Below are 25,160 nucleotides of genomic sequence, written 5' to 3' on the forward strand. Positions count from 1 at the left end.
GGGGTGTAGCCCCCGCGCTGTTGCACGCCAGTTCCGCGCACTCTTTGTAGCTCGGTCACCTACGGTTACCCAATGGAATGGCGGTGTGAGTGGTGTGGCAAACCTCACGAAGAGAACGACCCGCCCTGTGACAACTGCGGCCACGGCACGTACGAGCGAGCGGTCCAGCCCGTCGGCCCGACCCGGTCCGCAGACGGCGAGGTCCACGGCGGTTCCGTCTGGGTCTGTCAGGACTGTGGCCGCCAGCACCAGCGCAACTCCCCACCCTGCAGGCGGTGTGGGAGCGCGAACTTCGAGCGCGAACGGGTGGCCGATACCGACCCGATGGCGGACATCAGCACGAGTTGGCGGGACGTACTCGAACCGAAGTACGTCGCGGGCTACGCCGCCGTCGCCGTCCTGCTGGGCGTCGTGCTGCTGTCGGTGTTCGGCGTCGTCACGCTCCCGGGGTTCGGCGGCGAGGCGGCCGCCGGCCCGCCCGAGATTCCGGCCGCACCGGGGAGCGCCGACACGGCGGACGGCCTCTCGCTGTCGGCCACCGAGGACGCCTACCTCGACGCGCTCAACGAACGCCGCACGAGCGAGGGCGCCGGAGCCCTGACCCGGAACGCGACGGCCGACGACGCCGCGGCCTACTACAACAAGGCCATCGTCGCCGCCCGGGCCGGCGACGGGTCGGGGCCCGAACAGAACGCCTTCGAACGGTTCGGTCTCGCCTGCGAGCGCCCGAACATCGTCGCTTATCAGGTCGCCTACGACCGAACCGGTCGCTCGGTGAGCGACTTCGACAGCGAGGCGGCGCTGGCGGCGTCGCTCGTCGATAGCTACGTCGAGCGCGGGAACCGGTTCCGCGCGGCAGAAGCGGGCACCGTCGGCGTCGATATCCACGTCGCGCCGGACGGGAGCGTGTTCGTCACCTACGTCGTCTGCTAAACCGGAAACTTACGCCGCGGCCTCGAACGCTTCCGTGAGGCTGTCGGCCTTCTCGATGACGCGGTCCGTGCCGTCTTCGAGGGCGTCAAGCGCGTCGACGTTCGCCTCGGTCTTGATGGTGAGGACGGGGTCGGTCTGGCCACCGGACTGCTCGGGGTTCACGTCGTAGGTCGCCGCCGTGACGCCCTCCGTCTCCAGCAGGGCGCCCTTGATGACGTTCATGAACGTGTGGTCCTCGCCCGCAATCTCGATAGAGAGTTCCGTGTCCGACTTGTCGATGACGCGAAGGTCCATGCCTACGTGTACTCGCTCAGCGGCCCATCAACGTGTCGCTTCTCCGTAGTCGACCGCTCCGTTACTACCGATGCTCACAGGTCCACGAAAGCCCTCGACCGCTCGCGGCCGCTGTACGGGATATCCTCGCACCGCTCGGATAGGGCCCGTGCAGCGGCCGCCACCGGTCTCGCCCTTTCAGTCCGCCGAGGACAGCGGTGCGACCGCGACGGAGCGCGGTCGCGGACGTGTCCCCACGCCTCCCCGGTCGCTCGCGCCGCGAGCGACACGCTTCCACCGCCCAATAGCACCAGACATCAGATGGCCGGGAGCGGGTGAGGGCTTCCGGAGTGTCCTTCGCGACGGTGAGTGGGTAATCCGAGACTACGGGAACGACGAGGACGACTCACACTAGCGCGTAAATCATCAGGTGGACGAAGTATATCGCCACCAGCGCGCCGAGCGCCTGCAAGCGGAAGGCGCCCAGCGAGTCCTCCTCGTCCTCGTGGGCTTTGCGGAACGCCGTCACCTCGTCGTCGTCGAGTTCGTTCGGGTGTTCTAGGCCGCGGTGGAGCGCCAGCCACCCCTCGCGGGCGAACGGGCGACCGCAGTAGCCACACTCGAAGACCGGTGCGTCGGCGGGCACGTCGTACGCGTGGTCTGACTGACTCATAGGTGGGGAAGGGGCACCTCCGGGCGGGAGACGACCCACAGGCTGGTCATCGTATAGAACACCATCACGGCGACGAACGGATACTGCGAGCGGATGGCCTGCAGTCGCGAGGGAAAGAGGTCGAAAGCGGCGGCGTGGGCCACCCAGATAGCGACGAGGTGGCCGAGTATGACCGCTGCCAGTGCGACGCCGCCGAACCAGTCCGGCAGTTGGTAGACCGGCACCGCCGCCGGGTCCGCAAACGGCGCGAGCGTGGCCGTCCCCAGCGCCGGCGCGAGAAAGAGGAAGTAGCCCAGATAGTGTGCGAAGTGGTAGCCGGCGGCGATAGCCAGCAACGGCGGGGCGAACCGCTCGGCGAGTTCGTCGGGCGCGAGGTACGTCTCGGCCGTCCGCGTGCTAACCCGCACCGCGAGGCGGTAGACGCCGAGAAAGAGGCCGAACCCGGCCAGCAGGGCGAGCGGATACAGGAGGTGGGGCGGGAGGCCCGCCGAAACGAGTGGGGTCGTCAGAGCACGCCACGCGGGCGTCGTCACGAGGCCGTCGTAGGTGGTCACCCAGAGCAGTGCGACGACGAATGCCACCTCGTCGGCCCCGTCGACTAGTCGCGGCGTCGAGAGGGCCATCCCGGGCAGACGCAGGCGGAGGCTTCCGTCTTCGGCGCGGCTGACGGGCGCGACGCGGCCGTAGTAGCGGAACACCCGGTCGACCGGGTCGGCCTCGGAGAACCACGTCTCGCGGCCGAAGACGACGCTCCCCGCGAGCGTCAGGACGCTATACCCCACCACGGCCGTCGCAAGCAGTCGCGCGTCGTCGGCCAGCGGACTGACGACTTCCAGCCAGACGAGCGCCAGCAGACCGACGACGCTGGGCCACGCGCCCAGTCGGTCGGGGTACGTTCGGTCCAGCGACGGGAGCGCCAGCGCGACGGTCGACAGTGGGTTGAGCACGCGCCAGCTATTGCCGACCAGATACGTCGTCATGGCGAGGCCGGCCCACCAGCCGACCCACACCAGCAGGATGGCGAGGTTCGTCCGCGGCGTCGTTGGGCCGAAAAACCCCACGACGACGACGGCGGCCAGCCCCGCGACCCCGATTGCGCGGCCGAGCAGTCGGGGAATACGGGCCTCACCGTCGACGAGCGGGGTCCCCCAGGCGTGGACGCGCTCGACGAACGAGCGGTCCGTGACGAACGAGGCCAGCAGGAACGACGCCCCGACGGCGGCCCCGCCCGTCGAGAGAAAGAGCCACGTCGGAATCGTCAACGACTCACGCCCGCCGGCAGCCAGACTCCCGCCGTGGGCACTGGCCGTTCCGACGGCGAACAGCCAACAGAGCGACCCCACGGCCATCGCGGCGACACGGCGTCGGCGTGCTGTCATCGGCGGGCCTAGGGACCTCGGGGCCGTGTAGTTTCCGACATCGGGCCGGCATGCGTGCGAGCGAATTGGATGGGCTTTTAGTAATCGCTTCGCAAGGGGTCGGTATGAGCACGACAGACGAGCACGCGGACGGCGGACACGGGGACCATCACCTCCCGGCCACGGAGGACTGGCCCCGCGGCTTCGGCGAGGCGAGTTGGTGGCCATTCGTGACCGCTATCGGTGGGTCGGGCATCTACATCGGTGCGGCACTGCTCGTCCTCTCGCTGGGCGAGAACGCACTCGTGAGTACGACTATCGGGGCTGGGGCGACCGTCGCGAGCGTCGGCCTGTTCCTCGTCGGGATATACGGCTGGCTCTACCACGCCTTCGTCTCGGACTTCTGGGAACGCGGCACCGACCACCACTCCGGACGGACGCTGAAGTTCGCGATGTTGCTGTTCCTCGGGTCCGAGGTGGCGACGTTCGGCGCGGGCTTCATCTACTACTTCATGGTCCGCGGCACCGACGTGTGGGTCGGAGCCGACATCCCCCACGTCTGGGGCTCGCTCGTCATCGTCAACACCGTCATCCTGCTCGTTAGCTCGGTGACGCTGCACTACAGCCACGTCGCACTGCTGAACGGGAACCGCGACAGGTTCATGAAACTGCTCGGCCTGACGCTCCTGCTGGGAATCATCTTCATCGGCGGGCAGGTGTACGAGTACTACGAGTTCATCGTCCACGAGAACTTCACCATCGCACAGGGCATCTACGGCTCTGCGTTCTACGGCCTGACCGGCCTGCACGGCCTCCACGTCACGATGGGTGCGGTCCTGCTGGGCATCGTCTTCGTCCGGGCGTACTACGGGCAGTACTCCCCCGAACGACACACCTCCGTCTCGACGGCGTCGATGTACTGGCACTTCGTCGACGTCGTCTGGGTGTTCCTCGTCGTCGTCCTCTACATGGGCGCGAACCTCGTCTAAGGCTTAAGCGACTCCCCACTCTGTGTTCTCTATGGATCGACTCGACGTCAGCGACGGCTTCGACGTCCACGACTACCGCCACGGCCTGAAACTGCTCAAACAGGACCGTGGCACGATGACCCTAGAGAACCGACAGGGGTTCGCGTGTCCTGCCTGTGGCGACGCGTTCGAACGCCTGTTCGTCAGCGAGAACCGCACGAATACGTTCGGGAATCCCGGCAGTCCGTTCTGCCTCGTCCGCACCGACGACCAGTTGCTCGTGTTGACTCACTGATTCGCCGCTCACGGCCGTACTCGCCAGCACGAACGTTTATTTCACTCCTTTCCTATTCGACGGTATGCGAAAGCCCTACCCCGAAATCGCCGTCGTCGTCGTGCTCGCCCTCTCGGGCTGTATGACCGCCACCGTCGACGCCAGCGTCGACGCCGACGGGACCGTCTCTACCTACGAAGTGGAGTTAGCGATGAGCGGCACCGTCTTCGACGCCCTCCAGCGAACCGCCGAGAACGAGGGCTACGACTCCGTCGAAGCGTACCTGACCGACGGCGTCAACGAGAGTCGGATGGAGAACGTGACCTACGAACAGGCGCTCGAAGGCGACAACGTCTCGGTTCGGCTGCAGTTCACCGACTGGACCCCCGGTCCCGAGAGCGGCGTGAACGCGACCGTCCAGAACGGGACGCTCACCTACGAGGACCGCACCTTCGTCACCGTGCAGGAGAACGACGACGTGGCACTGGGCGACGGCGTGGCCGTCCGCTACGAACTGACGATGCCCGGCGATATCTACGAGTCCAACGCCGACATCGTCGAGAACCGGACCGCCGTCTGGGAGTACGAGGCCAACGAACCCGTAGAGGAACCGATCCGTGCTCAGAGCAACGCCCCGAGTTCCGCTTTCGGCCCCGGGTTCGGCGTGACCGCCGCCGTCCTCGCACTCCTGTCGATGGCCGTCTTCGCCCGCCGGTCGTAGACGAGCCCCCGCGCGAGTCTTTTTGAGCAGCTGTCACGTACTAGCACGGGATGCTTGCAGCACGACTTCACGAGTACACTGACGACATGGCACACGGGCTCTCTATCGACGAGGTGGACGCCCCGCAGGTATCGAACAGTGACGACGTCGTGGTCGAAGTCGAAGGCGCTGGCTGGTGCCAGACGGACAACCACATCATCGAGGGGATGTGGACCGACTACGTCGAGCAGACGCTCCCGCTGACACTGGGCCACGAGAACGCAGGCACCGTCGTCGAGACGGGTGCGGAGGTGACTCTCGTCTCCGAGGGCGACCAGGTCATCTGTCACCCGGTCCAGACCTGTGGCACCTGCCGGCCCTGCCGACAGGGCGAGACGATGTACTGCGAGAACCAGTCGTTCAACGGCCTCACTGTCGACGGCGGCTTCGCCGACCAATTACACACCAGCGAGCGCTCGGTGATCCCACTCCCCGACGGCGTCGACCCGGCGGCAATCGCACCCCACGCCGACGCCGGCATCACGGCCTACCACGCCGCAAAGAAGGCCGTTCGCGGTCTGAATCCGGGCGATGCGGCGGTCATCATCGGCATCGGCGGCCTCGGCCACATCGGACTCCAGTGCATCGCCGAGATGAGCGCCGCTGACATCGTCGCCGTAGACATCAAACGGGAGGCCCGCAACCTCGCGGTGGAGTTGGGCGCTCACTACACCATCGACCCGAGGAGCGAGGACGTCGCGAGCGAAATCGCGGACATCACCGACGGCGTCGGCGCCGCGCAGGTGCTAGACTTCGTCGGCGCCGACGAGACGACGGCACTGGCCCCGGACGTCTGTGCCGCCGGCGGCGACCACCACGTCATCGGTTACGGCGGCCACATCCACCAACCCGCACAGGCGCTCGTCAGCGGCGAGTTCGCCTATCAGGGCAACATCGTCGGCCGGTACACCGAACTGCAGGAACTGGTCGCACTGGTCGAACGCGACGCCGTCGAACTCCACACCACCCAGTACGAACTGGCCGAGATAAACACCGTCGCCGAAAAATTGGAACACGGCGAAATCGAAGGGCGGGCGGTTATCACGCCCTGACCGGGCGCTCGGTCACCGCTCACGTTCCGGCGGTGTACCGTCACGCGCGAGCGCGCAGTACCGCCGCAGGAACGTCTCGCGGTCGGTGGTGCCAGCACCCGCCTCGATCAACCGCTCCTCTAGCCCCTGCCGCGGACTGTGACAGCACTCGCGATAGCACGGTTTGCAGAGGAACTCGAACTCCTTCTCGTCGCGGTTCCACCGGTCGCCGTGCTTGTCGTACTCGCGAGCGTCGTCACGCGACACCGACTCGCCGCAGGAGAGACAGGTCACCTCGCCCCCGTCACGGTGCCACGCGTTCCGGTCGGACACGGTTCAAGCACCCCCACGAGACACGTAGTCGTCGGGCATCTCGGGTCGTCGGAGAGAGGGTCGTGACATCGGTTGCTCGGTCCGTCGTTCGACCCCGCTACGAGTCTGTCTACTGCACCACCTGTGAGGGGCGTTTATATCGGAACTGTCGGGCGCTCACGGCCGTCCGTGGCGCTGTCGTGCTATGACACGCCCCGGATACGTATTTGGCGTCGGCGAGAGAACTACCGTCCGAGAGACGATGTCCGCCCATCAAACCACGACGGAGCGCGGCCGGTGGCCGACCCGTCGAACCGTCCTGTTCGGGCTGGCGGCCGCCGCCGTCGGCACTGTCCTCGTCGGGAAGCGTCGAGTCTCGGCACGGACCGCCCGATCGACCGACGCCCTGCGTGCCGCGTCCAGCGGCGGTCCCACACGCGCCGTCACCGAGGCCGACTTCGCCGACCTTCCCGCGCCGGCCCGCCGGTACTTCGAGACGGTTCTCGAACCCGGTGTGCAGTTCGTTCGGGCGACGAGGCTCACCCAGCGTGGCGTGTTCCGCCTCGGCGACGCTGACTCGTCGTGGCACCCCCTCGAAGCGACCCAGCACTACACCGTCGACCCGCCGGGATTCGTCTGGGACGCGTCGATACGGCTGGGGTCGGTCCTGCCGGTCAGCGTCATCGACAGCTACGTCGACGGCACCGGCTCGCTCGTCGCCTCCCTGCTCTGGACGGTGCCGGTGGCCGACGCCAACCCGTCGCCGGAACTCGACGCCGCCGAACTTCAGCGCTATCTCGCCGAAGCCGTCTGGTTCCCGACGGCCCTGCTCCCCGAGAGCGGCGTCGAGTGGACAGCCATCGACGACAGTATCGCACGGGCGACTCTCACCGACGGCGACGTCTCGGCGTCGCTCTCCTTCCACTTCGACGACGACAATCTGGTCGACCGCGTCGTCGCCGAGGAGCGATACCGTGCCGTCGACGGCGGGTTCGAGGCCGCACGATGGACCGGGCACTTCGAGGACTACACCGAGCGAAGCGGGATGCTCGTGCCGACCCGCGGCGAGGTGGCGTGGACCCTCCCCGACGGTGACCTGCCGTACTGGCGGGGAGAGATTACGGAGTTCGAGTACGAGACGGCGAAGTAGGACGTCCGCCTAGCTGTCACTGCTCGCGAGTTGGTCGTCGCAGGAAGCAAGCCGGTGGCGCGGATTGTGAACTACGCCCGAGAACCTGCGCTTCGCGCAGAACCTCGGTCTCGTTCAAATCCCGGTTTGGCTTCCGCTCCTCACGTTCGTTCGTCGCAGGAAGCCGGTGGAGGGATTTGAACCCTCGGCCTAATCCTTACGAAGGATTCGCTCTGCCAGTCTGAGCTACACCGGCGCGGGCACACACTGCCAGACGCACGTGACGACAACTCGTCTCGGTGTGCCTGTCTGCACACGTTACTTGCAGCGATAACCGCAATAAGGATTGCGAATCGGGGGCGTCGAGAGACGCGTTCTCACGCCTCGCGGGCGCCGACGATAGTGACCGGAACGTCCGACTCCAGCAGCACTTGCTGGGCGACGCTCCCGAACACCACCTTCCCCGTCGGCGAGCGTTTTCGCGACCCCATCGCGATGTGGTCGACGTCGAACTCCGCGGCCAGTTCGAGGATGCCGTCGGCCGGCGGCAGACTGCCCTCCGCCAGTTCGACGGCGATGTCGCGCTCTTCGAGGTAGTCACGGACCAACCGGACGGTCTCGACGCGGTCGACGGACTGCAGTTCGTCGGGCGCGTCGATCTCCTCCGGCGTCAGCGCGTGGGTCACTATCGCTTCGATGTTCTCCGCGGCAGTCGGCAGTTCCGCCACGAAGGCGGCCTGACCGCGGGCACGGTCCGAGTCGGCGTCGACGGGTACGAGTATCCGGTACATGTTAGCCACCGAGGTAGAGTCGTCCGACCTCCTCGTCGTTGAGGAGTTCGGTGCCCGTCCCGGTAAACTTTATCTCGCCGCTGGCGAGGACGAACCCGCGGTCGGCGACAGACAGGCCCTTCTCGGCGTTCTGTTCGACCAGCAGGATGGTCGTCCCGAGGTCGTTGAGTTGCTCGATGCGCTCGAACACGTCGTCGATGAACCGCGGTTCGAGACCGATCGACGGTTCGTCGAGCATCATCAGGTCCGGGTCGACCATGAGCGCCCGGGCCAGTTCCAGCAGGCGGCGCTGGCCCCCGGAAAGGGTGCCGGCCTTCTGCTGGCGGATGTCGCCCAGCACCGGGAACTCGTCGTACAGCACCTCGGCGCGTTGGGCGGCCTGTTCGTCGTCGTCGAAGACGTACCCGCCCATCAGCATGTTCTCGTGGACGGTCATGCCCGGGAACACGCTGGCGTCCTGCAGGACGTAGCTCATCCGGTTCTTGAGGTTCTCTTGGGGCGAGCGCCCGGTGATGTCATCGTTCCGGAATGTAACGGTCCCCGACTGCACGTCGGCGAAGCCGTAGATGCTCTTCATCAGCGTGGACTTCCCCGACCCGTTCGGGCCGATGAGACACGCTATCTGTCCCTCCTCGACGGCCATGCTGACGTCGTGTAGCACGGTCGTGTTGCCGTAGCCCGACGTCACGTCGTTCATCGCGAGTATCGGGTCCTCTGTCGTCGTGGTGTCTGTGTCTGTCGTGGCCATCTCATTCCCTCCCGAGGTACGCGTCGAGGACGCGCTGGTCGTTCTGAATCTCTTCGGGGGTGCCCTCGGCGATGCGCTCGCCGTGGGCGAGGACGTAGATGCGGTCTGCTATCTCCATCACGAAGTCCATGTTGTGTTCGATGAGGAAGATGGTCGCCTCCTCGTCCTCGTTGGCCGTCCGGATGTACTGGATGAGGTTCTCCAGCATCGAGGGGTTGATACCCCCCGCCGGTTCGTCCATCAACAGCAGGTCCGGTTCGGCCATCAGTTCCATCGCGAACTCGATGAGTTTCTGCTGGCCGAAGCTCAGTCGGCCCGCGCGGGTGTCCGCCAAGCCGCCGAGGTCGACGTAGTCCAGCAGTTCCTCTGTCCGTTCGAGCAGCGAGTCGTCAGGTCTGCGAAGCAAGTTCCCGATGTCGGCACCGCCCTCTTGGGCGGCCAGCAGCAGGTTCTTGCGGACGGTCATGTCGCCGAAGATGCGCGTCTCCTGGAACATCCGCCCGAGGCCGGCCCGGGCGATTTTGTACTCGGGCCAGTCCGTGACGTCCTGTCCCTGCAGGTACACTCGACCTTCGTCGGCGTTGAGCGTCCCGGTGATGCAGTTGAACAGGGTGGACTTCCCTGCCCCGTTCGGGCCGATGAGGCCGACGATTTCGCCCTTGTTCACCTCGACGTCGACGTCGTCGACGGCGGTGAGGCCGCCGAAGCGTTTTGTGACGCCGTCGGTCCGAAGGACCGCCCGCTCGCCCTGCGGGTCGGTCGCGGCCGCGTCGGTGGCCCTACTCATCGGTGCTCACCTCCTCGCCGCTGTCGGCGGCGGCCATGCCACCGCGCTTGTAGTACTCCATCTCGCTGGCGTACTCCCGAAGCGTCCCGACGGCGCCCTCGGGGAACCCGATGACAGTCACGATGACGGCCACACCGAGCAACACGAGTTGCCAGCCGACGAAAGCCGTCTCCACCACTTCGATGACGGTGTGGAGGCCGAACGCGCCGATGACCGGGCCGGCGACGGTGCCGGACCCGCCCATCAGCGCCATCGCGATGAGTTCGACGTTCCACGCGCCGTTGTAGGCGGTCTGTGGGTCGATGAACGTGTTGAACAGGCTGTACGCGCCGCCGGCCAGCCCCGTGAACAGGGCGGCCAGCATCCACGCGGCCGTCTTGTAGTAGGTCGTGTTGAACCCCATCGCCGTGGCCTTCTCCTCGTCGTCGCGGATGGCGTTCAGGATGAAGCCAAAGCGCGTGTTCGAGAGGTAGTAGACGAGCGCCATCTCGGCGACGAGGACGCCGAGGAAGAGGTAGTAGAAGACGGTCCCCGAGGGAACGTCTAACAGAATCTTCCCGCTCGCGCCCCCGGTGATGTCGAGGTTTCTAGAAACCTGCTGGGCCGCGAGCAGGACACCCAGCGTCGCGATGGCGAAGTAGTGGCCACGCAGACGCAACACGATAGCACCGATGACCGCCGCGAAGACGACGGCGACAAGACCGGCGACGACCATCGCGACCGGGAACGAGACGGCGAAGTCCTTGATGAGGATGGCCGTGGTGTACGCGCCGATGCCGAAGAACGCCATGTTCCCGAAACTCGGGTAGCCGGTCTGGCCGCCGACGATGTCCCACGACAGCGCGAGGATGGCAAAGAGGAACATCTCCGAGACGACGGTCATGTAGTACCCCTGCTGGAGGCCGAGCACCGGCGGGAGCGCACCGACCACCGCGCCGGCCGCCAGCAACTTCCAGCCGTGGGCACCGCAGACGTCGAACAGACGGTCCACCTGGTCCGGCGGGACGATAGAGCGGAGCAACCCGCTGTTGGACTCCGATTCCGTGCTCATTGCTCTGCCCCCTCACCGAACAGACCCTTCGGTTTCACCACGAGGAGGACGATGAGCAGCGTGAAACTCACCGCCAGCGTCCACTGCGAGGAGACGAACCCCGCGGTCAGTTCCTCGACGGAGCCGAGTAGCAGTCCGCCGACCAGCGCGCCGGGAATCGAACCGACGCCGCCGAACACGACGATGACGAAGCTCTTCAGCGTGTAGATGAGCCCCATCTGTGGCTGGATGTTGAGTATGGTCGCGATGAACGCACCGACGCCCCCGGCGATGGCCGAGGAGACGCCGAAGGTCACCGCGCGGGTGTGTTCGACGTCGATGCCGACCAGCGCCGCGGCCTCCGGGTTCTGCGAGACAGCGCGAATCGCTCGCCCTGTCCGCGTCTTCTGGAGGAACGCCCAGAGCAGTGCCGTCAGCACGATAGCACCGACGAACGCGACCAGTTTCATCTTCGGGACGACGAGCCCTGCCACGGCGAACGACGGGTCGCTGAAACTGACCTGAATCGACCGCGGGTTCGCCGACCACGCTTGCAGCGCCAGTTGCTGGATGGCGATGCTGATGCCGAACGTGACCAGCAGCGTCAGGAAGATGTCCGTCCCGATGACCCGCGAGACCAGCGTCCGCTGGAGCGCGTACCCGACGCCGAACAACACGAGGATGGCCACCGGGATGGTCGCGAGGAACAGCAACGGCGACCCCTCCGCGTTGCCGGTGATGAGGGTCAACACCCAGTAGGAGGTGTAGCCGCCGAGCATCACCATCTCGCCGTGCGCGAGGTTGATGATGTCGACGACCCCCCAGATGAGCGCGAACCCGACGGCTACCGCCGCGAACAGCGCACCGATGAGCAGGCCGTTGACGACGAACTGCGTGAACGCCATCTGTCTTATCGCTCACTCCAGTCTGGCATCGGGTAGATGGGGTCGGACTGGGCGACGTTGCTCGGGTGGACGATCTGGAGGCCGGGGTCGGGTTGCCACTGGTAGACCAGCATGTTCTTGTCGATGACCCCGCTGTCGTCGAAGGCGACGTTGCCGTACACCGACGAGAAGTCCGACTTCCGGATCTGGTTCCGGACCGGCGTCGGCCCGAGTTCGCTGACCTTCTTGAACGCGTTCATGAACGTCAGAATGACGCCCTCACCGGCGGCGCTGTGGTAGTCCGGCGTGTACCCGTAGTTCTCCTCGATGGCGGAGACGAAGTCGCTCGTGGTTCCGAAGACCGGGTCCTCGAAGTCGGCGTTGACCGCCCACGAGGAGGGGCCGTACATGTAGTCGCCGTTCGGCCCGACCTCGTTCTTGAACGACTCGTTGAGGCTGCCGACAGTCCCCATCGCCGCGTCGACGTTGACGTTCTGGCTCTCCATCTGGTTCGCCAGGATGATGTTGTGCTTCTGGTGGGCACACAGCAGGAGGATGTCAGCCTCCTGATTCCGGACCTTCCCGAGGTTCGTCGAGAGGTCCGACGTGTCGGAGGGGAACGTCTCGTCGACGACGATTTCGAGGTCGGTGTTCGATATCTTCTGCCGTGCGCCCTCCGCGGTGGACTGACTGAAGGTGCCGTCCTCCGCGAGGATGGCGATGGACTCCGGCGTCTGGTCCTGCGCGAGGCACATGTCGATGAAACTTTTCGCGTACTTGTTGGCCGTCGGCAGGAGGCCGAAGATCCACTCGTTGCCCTGACTGAAGATTTCGGGGCTTGCACCGCCGCCTTCGACCATCGGCTTCTGGTTCTGTGCGGCCACCGCGCTGGCCGGCAGCGTCACCGTACTGGAGTACGGCCCCAGCAGATAGTCGATGTTCTCCCGGTCGATGAGTTCCTGATAGATGGACTTCGACGCCGAGGCGTCCGTCCCGTCGTCGCGCAACACCATCTCCAGTTCGTACGTGTTGCCGTCGCCGGCCTCGAACCCGCCCGACTCGTTGATGCGCTGGATGGTGAGTTCGTAGGCGTCCTTGTACAGTTTGCCGAGGTCGGCGTTGTCACCGGAGAGACTCATCGATCCGCCGAGGCGAATCGTGTTCGTCCCGCCACTGCCGTCACCGGTGGACCCGCCGTCGCTGCCGTCGCTGCCGCCGTCACTGCCGTCGCCGCCACCGCCGTCACCGCCGCCGTCGCCGCCGTCACCGGAACAGCCAGCGAGTCCGGTCAGTCCTAGCACGCCTGCGCTCCCTGCAACCTTGATAAACTGTCTTCTGTCGTGTTTTCGGGACATTGGCTTGGTACCGGCGTGTATCAATGATACACGCTCTGTACGGGCCAATGTGACACGCCCTATTAAACATTAAGGATTGTTCGATCGGCAGTAGCAAGCAATAGCGGTTTACACGACGGGGCGAGCCGTCACCAGAGGACGGTCGGCCACAGCACCGAAAAGAGGGCGACGAGCAACAGTGTGAGGACGATCGTCATCAGGACGTTCAGGACGACGCCCGCGCGAATCATGTCTCGCTGTTCGAGATGACCGCTCCCGAAGACGATGGCGTTGGGCGGCGTCGCCACGGGGAGCGCGAAGGCGAAACTTGCGGCGATGGCGCCCGTTACCGTGAGGAACACCGCCGCCGGGATCGGGTCGACGCCGAGCGTCCCCGCGAGGACGCTGCCCAATCCGACGAGGATCGGCGCGATAATCGTCGTCGTCGCCGTGTTCGAGGAGAGTTCGGTGACGAGGATGGTGAAGACGACGACGGCGAAGACGACCAGCACCAGCGGAGCGCCGACGACGGCATCGAAGACGCTGCGAGCCAGCCAGTTCGTCGCCTCAGTCTCTGCCAGCGCATCGGCCAGCGAGATGCCGCCGCCGAACAGGACGATGGTCCCCCAGTCGATATCGACGAGGTTCTCCCAGTCGTCGGCGTCGGCGAGTACCAGCGCGGGGATGGCGAGGAGGCCGACGACGACGAAGTACAGGACGCCGCGGTGACCCGTCAGTCCGAAGACGTTCTCGCCTTCCCCGCCGAACAGCGTCACGAACCACGTGTCCGGGAGCAGACCCTCGAAGAGGAAGCCAAGTCCGCCGAGAATCCACAGCCCGGCCGTCGCGGCGAAGATGTAAGCCGCGCGCCGACCCCGCGCCGAGAGGTCGCCTTCCTCTTCGAGATACGTCGCCGCCTGCTCCTGTGCGCCCCGAACGCTGTCGATTTCGGGCGGGTACAGCCAGAACGTCAGCACGTACCACGTAAGCGGGAGCGTGATGACGACGATGGGGAGACCGACGGCGAGCCACTGGGCGAAGGATATCTCGACGCCGACGAGCCTATCGAGGAAGGCGACGGCGACGACGTTCGGCGGCGTCCCGATGAGCGTTCCGACCCCGCCGACGCTCGCGGCGTAGGCCGTCCCCAGAAGCGTCGCCACGCGCATGTTCGACACCTCGCCCTCGGGGGACTCCCGGCCCACCACCTGTGCGAGAACGCCGAGTGCGACGGGGGTCATCATCGCCGTCGTCGCGGTGTTGGACACCCACATCGACATGAACGCCGTCGCGAGCATGATGGCGAGGATGAGCAGGCGCGGCGACCGGCCCATCCGGTTGATGAGCGTCAACGCCAGTCGGCGGTCGATGTTGTGCGTCTGGAGCGCCGCCGCGAGCATGAACCCCGCGATGAACAGGAAGATGAGCGGGTCGGCAAAGCCCGACAGCGCCTGCTCCATCGAGTCGTAGATGCCGAAGGTGGTCAGCGCCACCGGGATGAGCAGCGCCGTCACGGGTAACGGGAGCGCGTTCGTCACCCAGAGGATGGCCGCCAGTGCCATCGTCGCCAGCGCGTACTGGGCCGCCGGGTCGAGCCCTGCCGGCGCCGGTGCCGCGGCGACGAGCACGGTGACGACGACCGCGGTGCCGAGTGCGACGGCGAGACGCCGAGGCCTCGCGTGTCCGTTCCACGTCACGGCAGACACCACCCGTCGCGCCGGTCGTTCGTCCCTCTACCATCCGTCGGTCGCGTGTGTACCCCCGTCATTGTCAGAAGTTCTCCACCAGCACGCACAGCTGTTCGTCGGTTATCTCGGCGCGATACAGGTCGAACAGTTCCTGCAGTCGTGCCTCCGAGAGGCTACGCGTGTCGCTCTCCAGCATCGAGACGTGTGCCTGCATGATGTCGTCGACTTCCGCCTCGACCTCCCGCTGCCCGAACCCGGCCGCGACACGGAGTAGTCGCCACGCCATTGGCGAGATGTCACGTACGTCGATGTCGTCGGCCGCGCTCACACCCATCTGTCGCTAGTTCGCATCACCTGCCGGACCCACATAACTGTTCGTCACCCGGGACGGGGTGAGAGGACGGTCAGCGCCGGAGTCGAACGTCCAACACGACGTTTTGCTCGCCCGGCGCGTACGACCGGACGGTCCGGCGCGTCTCGACGGACACCTCGTACTCGGGTTCGGCCGCGGCCCGTATCGCTCGCTCCCCGGGACCGTACAGGCCCTCGTCTGGCTGGATGTCGTAGTAGTGGACGACGCAGTCGTCGCCGGCCAGTCGGACCGCGGTGTCCAGAAACTCGTCTGCGCTGTGTGGGAGGTTCATCACGACGCGGTCGGCCCACCCCTCGTAGTCGGTGGCTACGTCCCTGACGTCGCCACAGATGCCCGTCACGCGGTCGGCGACGCCGTTGCGCTCGGCGTTCCGCCGGAGGTACTCGATGGCCGTCTCGTTGATGTCCGTGCCGACGCAGGTGGCCCCGCGCTTCGCGAACGGGACGACGAACGGGCCGACGCCCGCGAACATGTCGAACGCCTGTTCGCCCTCCCGGACCTGTTCGACGACGCGGTGGCGTTCGGTCGCGAGACGCGGCGAGAAGTACACTTCAGCGAGGTCCAGTTCGAAGGCACACCCGTACTCGCGGTGGACGACTTCGGTGGTGTCGCCGGCCAGTACCTCCCAGTCTCGGACCCGCTGTTCGCCCTTTATCTTCGAGGCGCGGTTCAACACGCCCTCGACCGGGAGGTCGGACTCCACGAGGGCGGCCGCTATCTCGCGGGTCCGCGCCGGGTCGTCCTCGTCGACGATGACGATGTCCCCGATGCGCTCGTAACTCGGGTCGAACCCGAGGATGTCCGCCGGCATGGTCTGGCCCTCGCGGACCGGGGCGTCGAACTCGACGACGGAGAGGTCCTCGGGTACGGCCGTCGGGTCGGTGACCGGGACGTACAGCGACCCGTCTTCGACCGTGATGTCGTAGCCGTCCTCGACGAGGCCCGCCTCGGCCAACCGCTGGCGAGTCGCCTCGCCGTCCTCGCGCGCGACGCGAACGCAGGGAACGCCCATACCACCTCTCCCCGACCGGCGGCGGTAAGCCTGACGCTTCGCGCCCTTTATCCCCAGCGACGACCGACGCAGGGTATGCTCACCTTCGTCGGCCTCGGCCTCTACGACGAACGCTCGGTCACCATCGCCGGACGAGACGCGATACGGGACGCAGACCGCGTCTTCGCGGAGTTCTACACCAGTCGGCTGATCGGGACCGACCTCGAATCGCTAGAAGCCTACCACGACACGACCATCGAGGTCCGTGACCGGGCCGGCGTCGAACAGGACCCCGCCCCGGTGCTGGACGCCGCGGAGACGGACGACGTCGTCTTCCTGACTGCCGGTGACACCATGGTCTCGACGACCCACACCGACCTCCGTCTGCGCGCCGAGGAGCGCGGCATCGAAACCCGCGTCGTCCACGGCACCACTGCACAGACCGCCGCCGCATCGCTGACCGGCCTGCAGAACTACCGGTTCGGGAAGGCGACGACGCTCCCGTTCGAACGGGCACACGGCGGCGACGGCGTCCCCGACAGCGTCGTCCAGACCATCGAGGACAACCGCTCTCGGAACCTCCACACGCTGGTGTATCTGGACATCAAGGTCGACGACCCCCACTGGGACGACAGCGACGACACGTACATGACCGCGGACCACGCTGCGGGACTGCTCGCCGAGTCGTTTCCGGAGACGCTCGGCGTCGTCGTCGCCCGCGCCGGTAGTCCCGACCCAGCTATCGTCGCCGACACCCTCGACGAACTCGCCACCCGGTCCTTCGGGGACCCGCTTCACCTGTTGGTGATTCCCGCCGACCTCCACCTGATAGAGGAAGACGCCCTGACAGCGATCGCCGATGCGCCCTAGTCGTCGCCCGGCGTCGCGGGCACATCTGTCTCGTCGCTCTCGATGTCGAAAGCACTCTGGAGGTCGTACTCCGTCCCCGTCACGAGAAACAGTAAGTCTTCGACGAGGATGGTTATCTCCGGCAATTCACGGACCAACAACCACGTGATGCCGACCAGCACGACGACCGACCCCGTCTGTGCGAGGATGCGGTCGGCGACGTAGTACGACACCATACGCGGGTCCGAGAGACCGAACAGGGACATGACGACCCCTTCGAACCACTGCATCCGCTGTTGCCCGAAGGAGATGGCGATGAAGACGTTCCGGAACAGGTTCAACACGTAGATGACCGACACCGTCACCGCGAGCGTGCGGAGTTTTCGCCGTAACGGCGCCGACACGGCGAGGATACCGCCTGCGAAGATGGAGATACTCCCCATCCCCGTACACGCGAGGAGGATGTTGTACGTAATCGGCCCCTCCTCGTGTTCGAACCAGAACGTGCTCTCGTAGGGGTACTGCTTCGTGGCGATTCTGATGCCGTCGTGCGTAAAGCCCTCGACGACGAGTGGGTCGACGCCGACCAGCGACAGCAGGAACGCCGTCTGGTCGGTGACCAGTTCCACGATCCACTGTCTGAGCGGGTCGACGGTGATAAACGGCACGTAGACGATGCCCATCAGCCCGATCGCTCGCGTCAGGACGAACAGCGAGTCCCGGCCGTTCCAGAGGAGATAGCCCGCATACAGCGACAACGGCACCGCCGCGAGGCCACCGACCCCCTCGATGGCGCTCTTCTGTGTCAGGATGAAGTGTGGCGCCAGAACCAACCAGAACGCCGCGAACAGTCCCCAGCCCGCTACAGCGACTCGGCGTGCCCACGCCTCCGCGAACTGGTGGAGCACTGCGCTGCCGAGAAACGCCGCGAGTACCAGCCACATCAGCGGCTCCGACCACACCAGCGGGTCGAAAGAGAGCCCACCGAACGAGACGGTAGACTGAAGCAGCGGACGCATTGTGCCTACGTTGGCTAATCCGGCCTATATGCTTTGTCGTTACGCCAGTGTGTGCGGGCCGCGTGCACTCGCGTCGACGGCGCTGCCGCTACCGACGTAGCGCGCGAAAGAAAGGGCGGAATCTCAGAGACGGGAAATCCCGTTAGTTGTCGCGGCGGACCGCGAGGAGCGCAGCAGCGACGAGGGCAACGAGGGCGATGACCGCGGTGAAGCCGGGCCACTGTCACCAGTGGTCGTCTCTTCCGTGGTCGTCTCCATCGTCGTGGCCTCTTCGGTGGTGGTCTCCTCGGTGGTCGTCTGCTCCGTAGTCGTCTCCTCCGTGGTCTGCTCCGTGGTCGTCTGCTCGCCAGTGGTGATCGTCACGGCAGCAGAGTCGGTCACGGCGGAGCCGTTGGACGTGTACGGATCGTCGTTCTCCGGGAAGTCGTAGGTCTGGTCACCATCGTCGTCGAGGTGCGGCATCGCGACCGCGGTGAAGTCCTCGGACTGCGTGGTGTTCAGCGTGACCTCGACGTCCTCGTGGCTGCCAGCTTCGAGGTAGCTGGAGGCCCCGATGACGTCACCGGAGGCGGAGCCGTTGTGGATGGCGATGAAGCCGCCCTCGGACAGCGTGGCGCTGTCGACGACGACCGTCTCACCGTTGGACTCCTGATCACTGATGCTCACGGACGCGGACGGAGCGGCACCGATCGTGCCGTCGATCTCGTCGTCCGAGATGCTGGTTTCGGCAGTGAAGTTCGTGTCCGGGCTGTTGTCGCTGAAGTCGGCGACAGCCGTGAAGCTACCGTCCGGCTGGACGATGGCGGTCGGCTGCTTCAGGAACGGACTGTTCTCGGTGGTGCTGCGGATCTGGACGGTGACTTCCGAACCGGGCGCGATGTTGGTCGTGCCGGTGATCTGCTGACCAGAGGCAGCCTGAACCGTGATGTCCTCGCCGCTGTTGAGCGTCGAGTCAGGCTCTTCGAAGGTGAACGAGTCGTTCACTTCGACCGTGTCTTCCGAGAGTTCCGTGGTGTCACGAACCGTGAAGTTCGCAACGTACTCGTCGTTGTCCTCGACGGCGCTGAGCGTACCGGAGCCAGCGTTGACCGAGTCCGTGTCGATGGCGACGAAGTGCGTGTCGTTGGCCTCGTCGTAGAGGACAGCGATCTCGTTGGAGTTGAAGTCAGCGACGTTGAAGTTGACACCGTCGCTGTTGGCACCGGGGTTGGTCTCGTTCAGCGAGAGCTGGAAGAGCGCGTCGGTGACCTGGTTCCGGGAGCTGGTGTTGTTGTTGAAGTCGTTACTGACAGCCTGGTAGCCGGCAGCGTCGTCGCCAGCGGCTTCGTAGGCACCTTCCAGACCGGACGCTTCGACCTGCACGACGAGCGTGTCGTCGAAGGCGACCGTGTCGGACTGGGTCAGGTTGTTGTTGCCGGCGAGGTTGTAGATCGCGCTGGCGTTGTCGTCGTCGGCGGCGTCGCTGATGTCGCTGAACTCGCTGTCAGGAGCGGTCCAGACCTGAACGTTGTCGGTCGAACGTTCCTGCAGCGAGAGGGAGGCGACGTCGTCACTGTCGTCGACGACGTCGGTGCTCTTGAGAGCGCTCGAGCCGGTGTCTGCCGTGACGTTCATGTCGTAGGACGCGGCGTCGAGCAGGTTGTCACCGGCGGGCGTGTTGAAGGTAGCCGCGTTACCGTCGCGGTTGATCTCCTGGGGCGAGCTGACGATTTCGACGTCGTCGTCGTCATCTGCGACGTCGATGTAGCTCTGACCGCTCGCAGCGGTGAAGGTGTTGAACAGCACGGTAACTTCGCCGTCACCGTTGCCGTCCTCGACCTCCACAGTCGTCTGGTAACCGTCGTCGGAACGGTCACCGATGGTCAGCGTACCATCGTCCGTGTTCTGGAGCTGGATCGGGATGCGCGCGATGTCACCCTTGTCCTCCGTCACGACGGAGGTACCGAAGCTTGCCTGCGCGTCGCCAGTCTGGGCGACGGTGAACTGGTCGGTCGAGGCCGTGATGCCGGTCTCGACGTCGGTCACGTTGACCGTGTAGTTACCCGGATCGACGTCGTCGTTCGTGTTGAACGTGATGGTGATCTCACCATCGGAGTCGATCTGCAGGTTCTGGCTGTAGGTGTCGGCGTCAACGTTGCCGTTGGAGTCGATGAGTTCGGCGTCGACCGGACGGTTGATAGCGCTGGATTCGACCGTCACTTCGATGTCTTCGTCCTCACCGAAGGAGCTCTGGTCGGCGGTGGCCGTAAAGCCGAGGTCCTCGATGGTGAGCGAGCTGTTGGTGTTGCCCGCAGGTCCGCTGTCCGTCTTGACGTTGTAGTCGCCGAGTTCGAGGTTCTCAGTGCTGAGGACGTAGATGAAGGACTCGGAACCAGTACCACGCTGGCGGCTGATGCTGTGGTCCTCGCTGGGTTCGGAGACGACGTCGAACGTCTGGCCTGCGTCAGCCTGGACGACGACGGGGGCGCCACGGAAGGCGCTCTCTTCGTCACCGTCGGGGGACGTCCCACGCTCGGTGTCCGTCACGTCGATGGTGGTCGGCGCGTAGACGGCGTCGAAGTCGTCTTCGGAGTCGATGGTGTCACCGGACGACGCGTCCGTAACACCGCTACTGAAGCTCACGTTCTGGATGCGGTTGTACGTGGTGCCAGTGTCGATGACGAGCTGGCTACCGGAGTGGTAGTAGTTACCACTGAGCGTGAGCTGCTGGGTGTTACCGTTGGTGAGACCGACGGTGACCGTCTCACCGCTCGGGTCGTTGATGCTGTTCTCGAACTGTACCTCTAGGACGGGATCGCCTTCGCTAACGCCAGAGACCTGGCTAGCGGCGGCGTTCCCGGCGGAATAGTGGACCGCCTTGTCCACGCTAGGCTCTGCTGCTGCAGCGCTACCGGCGAACGCGGTGCTCATCGCAAACACCGAGAACACCATCAGCGCTGTCAGGAACAGGCTGCGGATTTTTTCGTTAGTTTCTGTCATAGTTTGTTGGTTGCTATCGGGCGGCGTCAGCCGTTTTCCACGTGGTCGGTGCGCGGCGACTGCGGCCACGCGTAGACCGAACCGGTGTACTCACTTCTGGCGCCATGGGTAGGGGTACGCTGTAAACCTATGCCGGATGTTATAAATGCTTTGTGGTCAGACAAGCGGCATGAGAACGAGAGACACGCCCGAAATCAGTCGACACAGGCGATATAGAGAACATATAAGCACTTTGTGGTTCGTTTCAGAACTGTGTCATGCGAGTGTCTGACACTCGACGCGTCTCGACGTCGTCGGCACCACGACGAGTCGTCTCGGAGCCCCGAGTACTCCGGTCTCACGGGACGCTCGCCAGTCCCCTCGGAACGCCGGGGCCTGTCAGTTCGTGACGATTTCGACTTCGTGGCCGTCCGCGTCTTTCGTGAACGCGTAGCGGTCGTCACAGCTCTCGGGGTCGCGGTAGTCCTCGGCACCGCGCACCAGCAGGTCGTCCCACGTCTCGTGGAGGTCGCCGGTCCGGACGGCGACGTGGCCCCACGCGTCGCCCATCTCGTAGGAGCGACCATCGTAGTTGTACGTCAGTTCGACCGACATCGCCTCGTCGGCGGCGCCCTCCGGCTTGAGGAAGTACAACGCGAAGTCGTCGAACTCCGCCCGTCGGAACATCTCGTAGCCGAGTTTCCGGGTGTACCAGCCGATCGCGGCGTCGGCGTCCTCGACTCGGAGCATGGTGTGGTCGAGGCTCCACCTCGCTCCGTGGTCGCGCTCGACGATTTCGATCTCGTGGCCGTCGGGGTCCGTGACGAAAGCGTAGGACCCGCCACAGGAGTCCGGGTCGCGGTAGTCCTCGACGCCGGCGTCCATCAGTTCCTCGTAGGCGTCGTAGACGTCGTCGACGCGGACGGCGACGTGACCCCACGCATCGCCCATCGTGTACGTGCGTCCGTCGTGGTTGTACGTCAGTTCCAGCAGCGCCCCCTCATCGTGGACGTCTTCGGGGCCGAGGAAGACGTTCGTGAACGTGTCCGCCTCCCAGCGTCCCTTCTCCTCGTAGTCGAGGTAGTCCCGATACCAGTCCAGCGATGTCTCGAGGTCTTCGACACGCATCATCGTGTGGTCGAGCGTCAGCATAGTCGGACCGTGGGCCGGGCGAGCGAAAAGGGTACCGCACGCGGCGGTGCCGATCTCACTCCGCCGTGGACGAGACTGATGGCGGCCGGACCAGCGGCCAGTAGTACCACCACGCGAGTCCGAGCAAGACGACGGTCCCGACCGGGAGCGCGACGTAACCGATACGTCTGTTGAACCCCACTGCGACCCCGATCTGAGAGAGTCCCGCACCGACAAGTGCGAGCGCGGTGATGCGGTGGTCTTCTCGCCAGACGACGCCCGAGAGTGCGCTCCCCAGCGCGAGTAGGTACAGCAACACGCCGGTACCCCACGACTCGATGAACTGCGGGAGGCCGTCGGTGAACCGGAAGAAGAAGTCGTATATCGAGACCATCTGCGGCGGGTTCGCGTTGAACAGTCCAAGCGTGAACACCATCGTCAGTTCGCCGCCGATGACGAGGACCGTCCACGGGACGAGACCGGCGACGACGACGGCAACGAGACGACGGCGAGGGCCAGCGACCATACCGGTCGACAGGGCTGCGACTGTTTAGTCTGTTCGCACACGCACGCGTTGATCGAACAACTACTTTCTGGCGACGATTCGGAGGACGTCCTCGTCGGCCAGTTCGTGGTCACGACCGACCTGCTGTTCGTCGTGTTTCGCGCTCGGTCCGGAGACGCGAGCAAAGCGGAACCGCTCGTCGAAGCTACCGCCGAGTTTCCGGCAGGCGTCGTCGACGGTGTCGCCTTCGCGGAGCATGAGCGGTTCCTCGTAGTCGACACCCCGTCCGGGTTTGTCCATGTAGATACGGATGAGACCCAGTTCGTCCCAGATTCGCTCGGTCAGGCCGTCGAGTCCCTTCTCTTTTTCCGCGCTGATGAAGATCGCCTCGTCGGGGTCGATGTCTCGCTCTTCGAGTTCGGCTTCGACCGTCGGCAGGTAGTCCGGTTCGATGAGGTCGGCCTTGTTCACCGCGACGATGGAGGGGACGTACTCGCGGTTGTCCATCACGCCGTCGATGAGTCTGTCGAGGTCGACCTGTTCGCCGATAGTGACGTCGGCGTTGACGTAGCCGTGTTCGCGGAGGACGCTCTTGACCGTCTCCTCGTCGAGGTCGAGGTCCACGGAACTGTTGACCGAGAGGCCGTCCTTGGCCTTCTTGCGGATGTTCACGCGTGGGGGCTCGGTGTCGAGGCGGATCTTGTTCTTGTACAGTTCCTCGCGCAGGCGGTCGTACTGGTCGATCTCGAAGACGGAGACGAGGAAGACGATGAGGTCGGCGGTCCGGACGACCGACAGCACCTCTTTCCCGCCGCCCCGACCGCCCGCCGCCCCCTCGATGAGGCCGGGGACGTCGAGAATCTGGATGTTCGCCCCTTTGTGCTTGAGCATTCCGGGGTACACGTCGAGCGTCGTGAACTCGTAGGCGCCCGTCTCGGACTCGGCGTTCGTCAGCGCGTTCAACAGCGTCGACTTCCCGACGCTCGGGAAACCAACGAGCGCGACGGTGGCATCGCCATGCTTCTCGACGCCGTAGCCGCCGCCGCCACCCGACCCGGACTGTTGCTGTTCGAGCTTCTCCTTTTTTTCCGCGAGTTTCGACTTCAGCCGGCCGATGTGGGCCTCTGTCGACTTGTTGTAGGGCGTGTCCGCTATTTCGTCTTCGAGTTCCTGTATCTCCTCTTCGAGCCCCATCAGTTGTACGTCGGCCCCTCGTCCCGAATAAGGTTTTCTTCCCTCTCCGACGAGAACCCAGTTCGCATAGCGTGGGTCGACGGGGAGGTATCTCGCGTGGCCCCGTGACAGACGTATCGTCAGTATCGTTGACGAGAAAGCACCCGGCACCTCGTCGGTCGAGTATTCGGTCGAATATGTGTGCGGAGCGACGGCTCTACGATTCCGACACACCTATACGACGGCCGCTATCAAATTTCGATAATGGCAGGTGCTGATCGATTCCGCGACAGCACGCAGATTCTCTTACCGGCGGGTGCACTCGACGGTATCCGCGACGAACTCGAAACGCGATTCATGGTCACGGTCCGAAAGGAGGGACCGACGGTCCGTATCATCGGCTCGCCCGTCGAGATCAAGGACGCCGGCGATTTCCTCGCGATGAACGGCGTGACCTTCGCCTGATATCGAACCGTCACAGCCGGCAGTCGAGGGCGGCGACCGTCTCACTCGACACCGCTCGCGACCGCTGGCTATCGCACACGAAACCGTGTGTGGGGCTCACGCGGTGATGGGTGAAACGCAATCCTTTAAACTGCCGGGACGGATTGACCGTACATGGCTGGAACTATCGAAGTGCTCGTCCCCGGCGGACAGGCCAACCCTGGCCCGCCCCTCGGTCCGGAACTCGGACCGACGCCCGTGGACGTGCAGGCAGTCGTGCAGGAAATCAACGACCGGACAGAGGCGTTCGACGGCACGGAAGTCCCCGTCACCATCGAGTACGAGGACGACGGCTCCTTTACCATCGACGTCGGTGTCCCGCCGACGGCCGAACTCGTCAAGGACGAGGCCGGGTTCGACACCGGTAGCGGCGAGCCCCACGAGGAGTTCGTCGCCGACCTCACCGTCGACCAGATCATGCAGATAGCCGAGCAAAAGCAGTCCGACCTGCTCGCCTACGACCTGAAAAACGCCGCGAAGGAGGTCGTCGGCACCTGCACCTCGCTGGGCGTCACCATCGAGGGCAACGACCCCCGCGAGTTCAAAAAGCGCATCGACGAGGGCGAGTACGACGACGAGTTCGCGGACGCCGCCGCGGCCTAAACGCGGGCAGAAACAACCCGGATTTTGCGGTCTTTTCCGTGTCCCGAGTGCCGACAGGGCTCGAAGCGTGCGACCGGCAGA

At 65.1% G+C, this 25,160-nt stretch carries 27 protein-coding genes, 1 tRNA gene and 1 pseudogene; 9 read left to right on the forward strand and 20 right to left on the reverse strand.

Features of this window, described 5'->3' with window-relative positions:
• Positions 1–72 precede the first annotated feature (72 nt).
• Positions 73–933: a hypothetical protein gene (locus G9465_RS14395; protein WP_166971159.1), complete on the forward strand. Its 861-nt coding sequence runs from the start codon at positions 73–75 to the stop codon at positions 931–933.
• Positions 934–942: 9 nt separating this feature from the next.
• Here the strand turns inward: G9465_RS14395 and G9465_RS14400 are convergent, their stop codons facing one another.
• From G9465_RS14400 to G9465_RS14410, 3 genes are all read right to left on the reverse strand, one after another.
• Positions 943–1,227 carry a DNA-directed RNA polymerase subunit L gene (locus tag G9465_RS14400; RefSeq protein WP_166971161.1) on the reverse strand — a complete coding sequence of 95 codons (285 nt, stop codon included), beginning with the start codon at positions 1,225–1,227 and terminating at the stop codon, positions 943–945.
• 385 nt (positions 1,228–1,612) lie between these two features.
• Positions 1,613–1,879: a C2H2-type zinc finger protein gene (locus G9465_RS14405; RefSeq protein WP_166971163.1), complete on the reverse strand. Its 267-nt coding sequence runs from the start codon at positions 1,877–1,879 to the stop codon at positions 1,613–1,615.
• Positions 1,876–3,258: a hypothetical protein gene (locus G9465_RS14410; protein WP_227015565.1), complete on the reverse strand. Its 1,383-nt coding sequence runs from the start codon at positions 3,256–3,258 to the stop codon at positions 1,876–1,878. The genes G9465_RS14405 and G9465_RS14410 overlap by 4 nt, the downstream gene beginning before the upstream one ends.
• Positions 3,259–3,362: 104 nt before the next feature.
• On the opposite strand from G9465_RS14410, the gene G9465_RS14415 reads away from it, so the two are divergent.
• The 4 genes from G9465_RS14415 to G9465_RS14430 all read left to right on the forward strand — a co-directional run bounded on the left by G9465_RS14415 (position 3,363) and on the right by G9465_RS14430 (position 6,291).
• Complete coding sequence (locus G9465_RS14415; RefSeq protein ID WP_166971165.1) at positions 3,363–4,226, forward strand: heme-copper oxidase subunit III; 864 nt, start codon at positions 3,363–3,365, stop codon at positions 4,224–4,226.
• Positions 4,227–4,257: 31 nt separating this feature from the next.
• A complete protein-coding gene (locus G9465_RS14420; protein WP_166971167.1) occupies positions 4,258–4,500 on the forward strand; it encodes a flagella cluster protein in 243 nt (80 codons plus the stop codon).
• Between the two features lie 64 nt (positions 4,501–4,564).
• The gene (locus G9465_RS14425; RefSeq protein ID WP_166971169.1) at positions 4,565–5,200 is read left to right on the forward strand and encodes a PGF-CTERM sorting domain-containing protein; all 636 of its coding nucleotides are present in this window, start codon (positions 4,565–4,567) and stop codon (positions 5,198–5,200) included.
• Between the two features lie 50 nt (positions 5,201–5,250).
• Positions 5,251–6,291 carry an NAD(P)-dependent alcohol dehydrogenase gene (locus G9465_RS14430; protein WP_166971171.1) on the forward strand — a complete coding sequence of 347 codons (1,041 nt, stop codon included), beginning with the start codon at positions 5,251–5,253 and terminating at the stop codon, positions 6,289–6,291.
• 12 nt (positions 6,292–6,303) lie between these two features.
• On the opposite strand, the gene G9465_RS14435 is transcribed toward G9465_RS14430, so the two are convergent.
• The gene (locus tag G9465_RS14435) at positions 6,304–6,603 is read right to left on the reverse strand and encodes a hypothetical protein (RefSeq protein ID WP_166971173.1); all 300 of its coding nucleotides are present in this window, start codon (positions 6,601–6,603) and stop codon (positions 6,304–6,306) included.
• Positions 6,604–6,787: 184 nt separating this feature from the next.
• Here G9465_RS14435 and G9465_RS14440 point away from each other — a divergent pair, with 184 nt between their 5' ends.
• The gene (locus G9465_RS14440; RefSeq protein WP_166971175.1) at positions 6,788–7,732 is read left to right on the forward strand and encodes a DUF6920 family protein; all 945 of its coding nucleotides are present in this window, start codon (positions 6,788–6,790) and stop codon (positions 7,730–7,732) included.
• Between the two features lie 161 nt (positions 7,733–7,893).
• Here G9465_RS14440 and G9465_RS14445 read toward each other — a convergent pair.
• From G9465_RS14445 to G9465_RS14490, 10 genes are all read right to left on the reverse strand, one after another.
• Positions 7,894–7,967: transfer RNA gene (locus G9465_RS14445), tRNA-Thr, on the reverse strand.
• 121 nt (positions 7,968–8,088) lie between these two features.
• Positions 8,089–8,502 (reverse strand): universal stress protein, encoded by a 414-nt coding sequence (locus tag G9465_RS14450; protein ID WP_166971177.1) that lies wholly within the window; start codon positions 8,500–8,502, stop codon positions 8,089–8,091.
• 1 nt (position 8,503) lies between these two features.
• A complete protein-coding gene (locus tag G9465_RS14455; RefSeq protein WP_166971179.1) occupies positions 8,504–9,250 on the reverse strand; it encodes an ABC transporter ATP-binding protein in 747 nt (248 codons plus the stop codon).
• Between the two features lies 1 nt (position 9,251).
• On the reverse strand, positions 9,252–10,037 hold the full coding sequence (locus G9465_RS14460; protein ID WP_166971181.1) for an ABC transporter ATP-binding protein: 786 nt from the start codon (positions 10,035–10,037) through the stop codon (positions 9,252–9,254).
• A complete protein-coding gene (locus G9465_RS14465; RefSeq protein WP_166971183.1) occupies positions 10,030–11,088 on the reverse strand; it encodes a branched-chain amino acid ABC transporter permease in 1,059 nt (352 codons plus the stop codon). Before G9465_RS14465 ends, G9465_RS14460 begins: the two co-directional genes overlap by 8 nt.
• On the reverse strand, positions 11,085–11,972 hold the full coding sequence (locus G9465_RS14470) for a branched-chain amino acid ABC transporter permease (RefSeq protein WP_166971185.1): 888 nt from the start codon (positions 11,970–11,972) through the stop codon (positions 11,085–11,087). Before G9465_RS14470 ends, G9465_RS14465 begins: the two co-directional genes overlap by 4 nt.
• 5 nt (positions 11,973–11,977) lie before the next feature.
• Positions 11,978–13,306 carry an amino acid ABC transporter substrate-binding protein gene (locus G9465_RS14475; protein WP_166971187.1) on the reverse strand — a complete coding sequence of 443 codons (1,329 nt, stop codon included), beginning with the start codon at positions 13,304–13,306 and terminating at the stop codon, positions 11,978–11,980.
• 128 nt (positions 13,307–13,434) lie between these two features.
• Positions 13,435–14,982: a DASS family sodium-coupled anion symporter gene (locus G9465_RS14480; RefSeq protein WP_166971189.1), complete on the reverse strand. Its 1,548-nt coding sequence runs from the start codon at positions 14,980–14,982 to the stop codon at positions 13,435–13,437.
• Between the two features lie 73 nt (positions 14,983–15,055).
• Positions 15,056–15,307 (reverse strand): helix-turn-helix transcriptional regulator, encoded by a 252-nt coding sequence (locus tag G9465_RS14485; RefSeq protein WP_166971191.1) that lies wholly within the window; start codon positions 15,305–15,307, stop codon positions 15,056–15,058.
• 70 nt (positions 15,308–15,377) lie between these two features.
• Complete coding sequence (locus G9465_RS14490; protein WP_166971193.1) at positions 15,378–16,358, reverse strand: class I SAM-dependent methyltransferase family protein; 981 nt, start codon at positions 16,356–16,358, stop codon at positions 15,378–15,380.
• Positions 16,359–16,433: 75 nt separating this feature from the next.
• On the opposite strand from G9465_RS14490, the gene dph5 reads away from it, so the two are divergent.
• Entirely contained in the window at positions 16,434–17,207 is a 774-nt protein-coding gene (dph5, locus tag G9465_RS14495; protein ID WP_166971195.1) for a diphthine synthase, read from the forward strand.
• On the opposite strand, the gene artA is transcribed toward dph5, so the two are convergent.
• The 6 genes and pseudogenes from artA to G9465_RS14520 form a co-directional block, all read right to left on the reverse strand.
• Positions 17,204–18,205 carry an archaeosortase A gene (gene artA / locus G9465_RS14500; protein WP_166971197.1) on the reverse strand — a complete coding sequence of 334 codons (1,002 nt, stop codon included), beginning with the start codon at positions 18,203–18,205 and terminating at the stop codon, positions 17,204–17,206. The two genes, dph5 and artA, sit on opposite strands and share 4 nt — an antisense overlap.
• A gap of 142 nt (positions 18,206–18,347) precedes the next feature.
• Positions 18,348–18,404 (reverse strand): hypothetical protein, encoded by a 57-nt coding sequence (locus tag G9465_RS26400; protein ID WP_227015774.1) that lies wholly within the window; start codon positions 18,402–18,404, stop codon positions 18,348–18,350.
• Positions 18,405–18,919: 515 nt separating this feature from the next.
• Positions 18,920–21,184 (reverse strand): annotated as a pseudogene (locus G9465_RS26110) (BGTF surface domain-containing protein); the annotation flags it as partial.
• Between the two features lie 378 nt (positions 21,185–21,562).
• Complete coding sequence (locus G9465_RS14510; RefSeq protein ID WP_166971201.1) at positions 21,563–22,315, reverse strand: VOC family protein; 753 nt, start codon at positions 22,313–22,315, stop codon at positions 21,563–21,565.
• 55 nt (positions 22,316–22,370) lie between these two features.
• A complete protein-coding gene (locus G9465_RS14515) occupies positions 22,371–22,820 on the reverse strand; it encodes a TIGR04206 family protein (protein ID WP_166971202.1) in 450 nt (149 codons plus the stop codon).
• Positions 22,821–22,880: 60 nt separating this feature from the next.
• On the reverse strand, positions 22,881–23,993 hold the full coding sequence (locus G9465_RS14520; protein WP_166971204.1) for a GTP-binding protein: 1,113 nt from the start codon (positions 23,991–23,993) through the stop codon (positions 22,881–22,883).
• A gap of 243 nt (positions 23,994–24,236) precedes the next feature.
• On the opposite strand from G9465_RS14520, the gene G9465_RS14525 reads away from it, so the two are divergent.
• A complete protein-coding gene (locus G9465_RS14525; RefSeq protein WP_166971206.1) occupies positions 24,237–24,437 on the forward strand; it encodes a hypothetical protein in 201 nt (66 codons plus the stop codon).
• A gap of 153 nt (positions 24,438–24,590) precedes the next feature.
• A complete protein-coding gene (locus G9465_RS14530) occupies positions 24,591–25,079 on the forward strand; it encodes a 50S ribosomal protein L11 (RefSeq protein ID WP_166971207.1) in 489 nt (162 codons plus the stop codon).
• Positions 25,080–25,160 lie beyond the last annotated feature (81 nt).

The sequence above is a fragment of the Haloarcula sp. JP-L23 genome, assembly GCF_011602445.1.
Taxonomy (GTDB): Archaea; Halobacteriota; Halobacteria; order Halobacteriales; family Haloarculaceae; genus Haloarcula; species Haloarcula pellucida.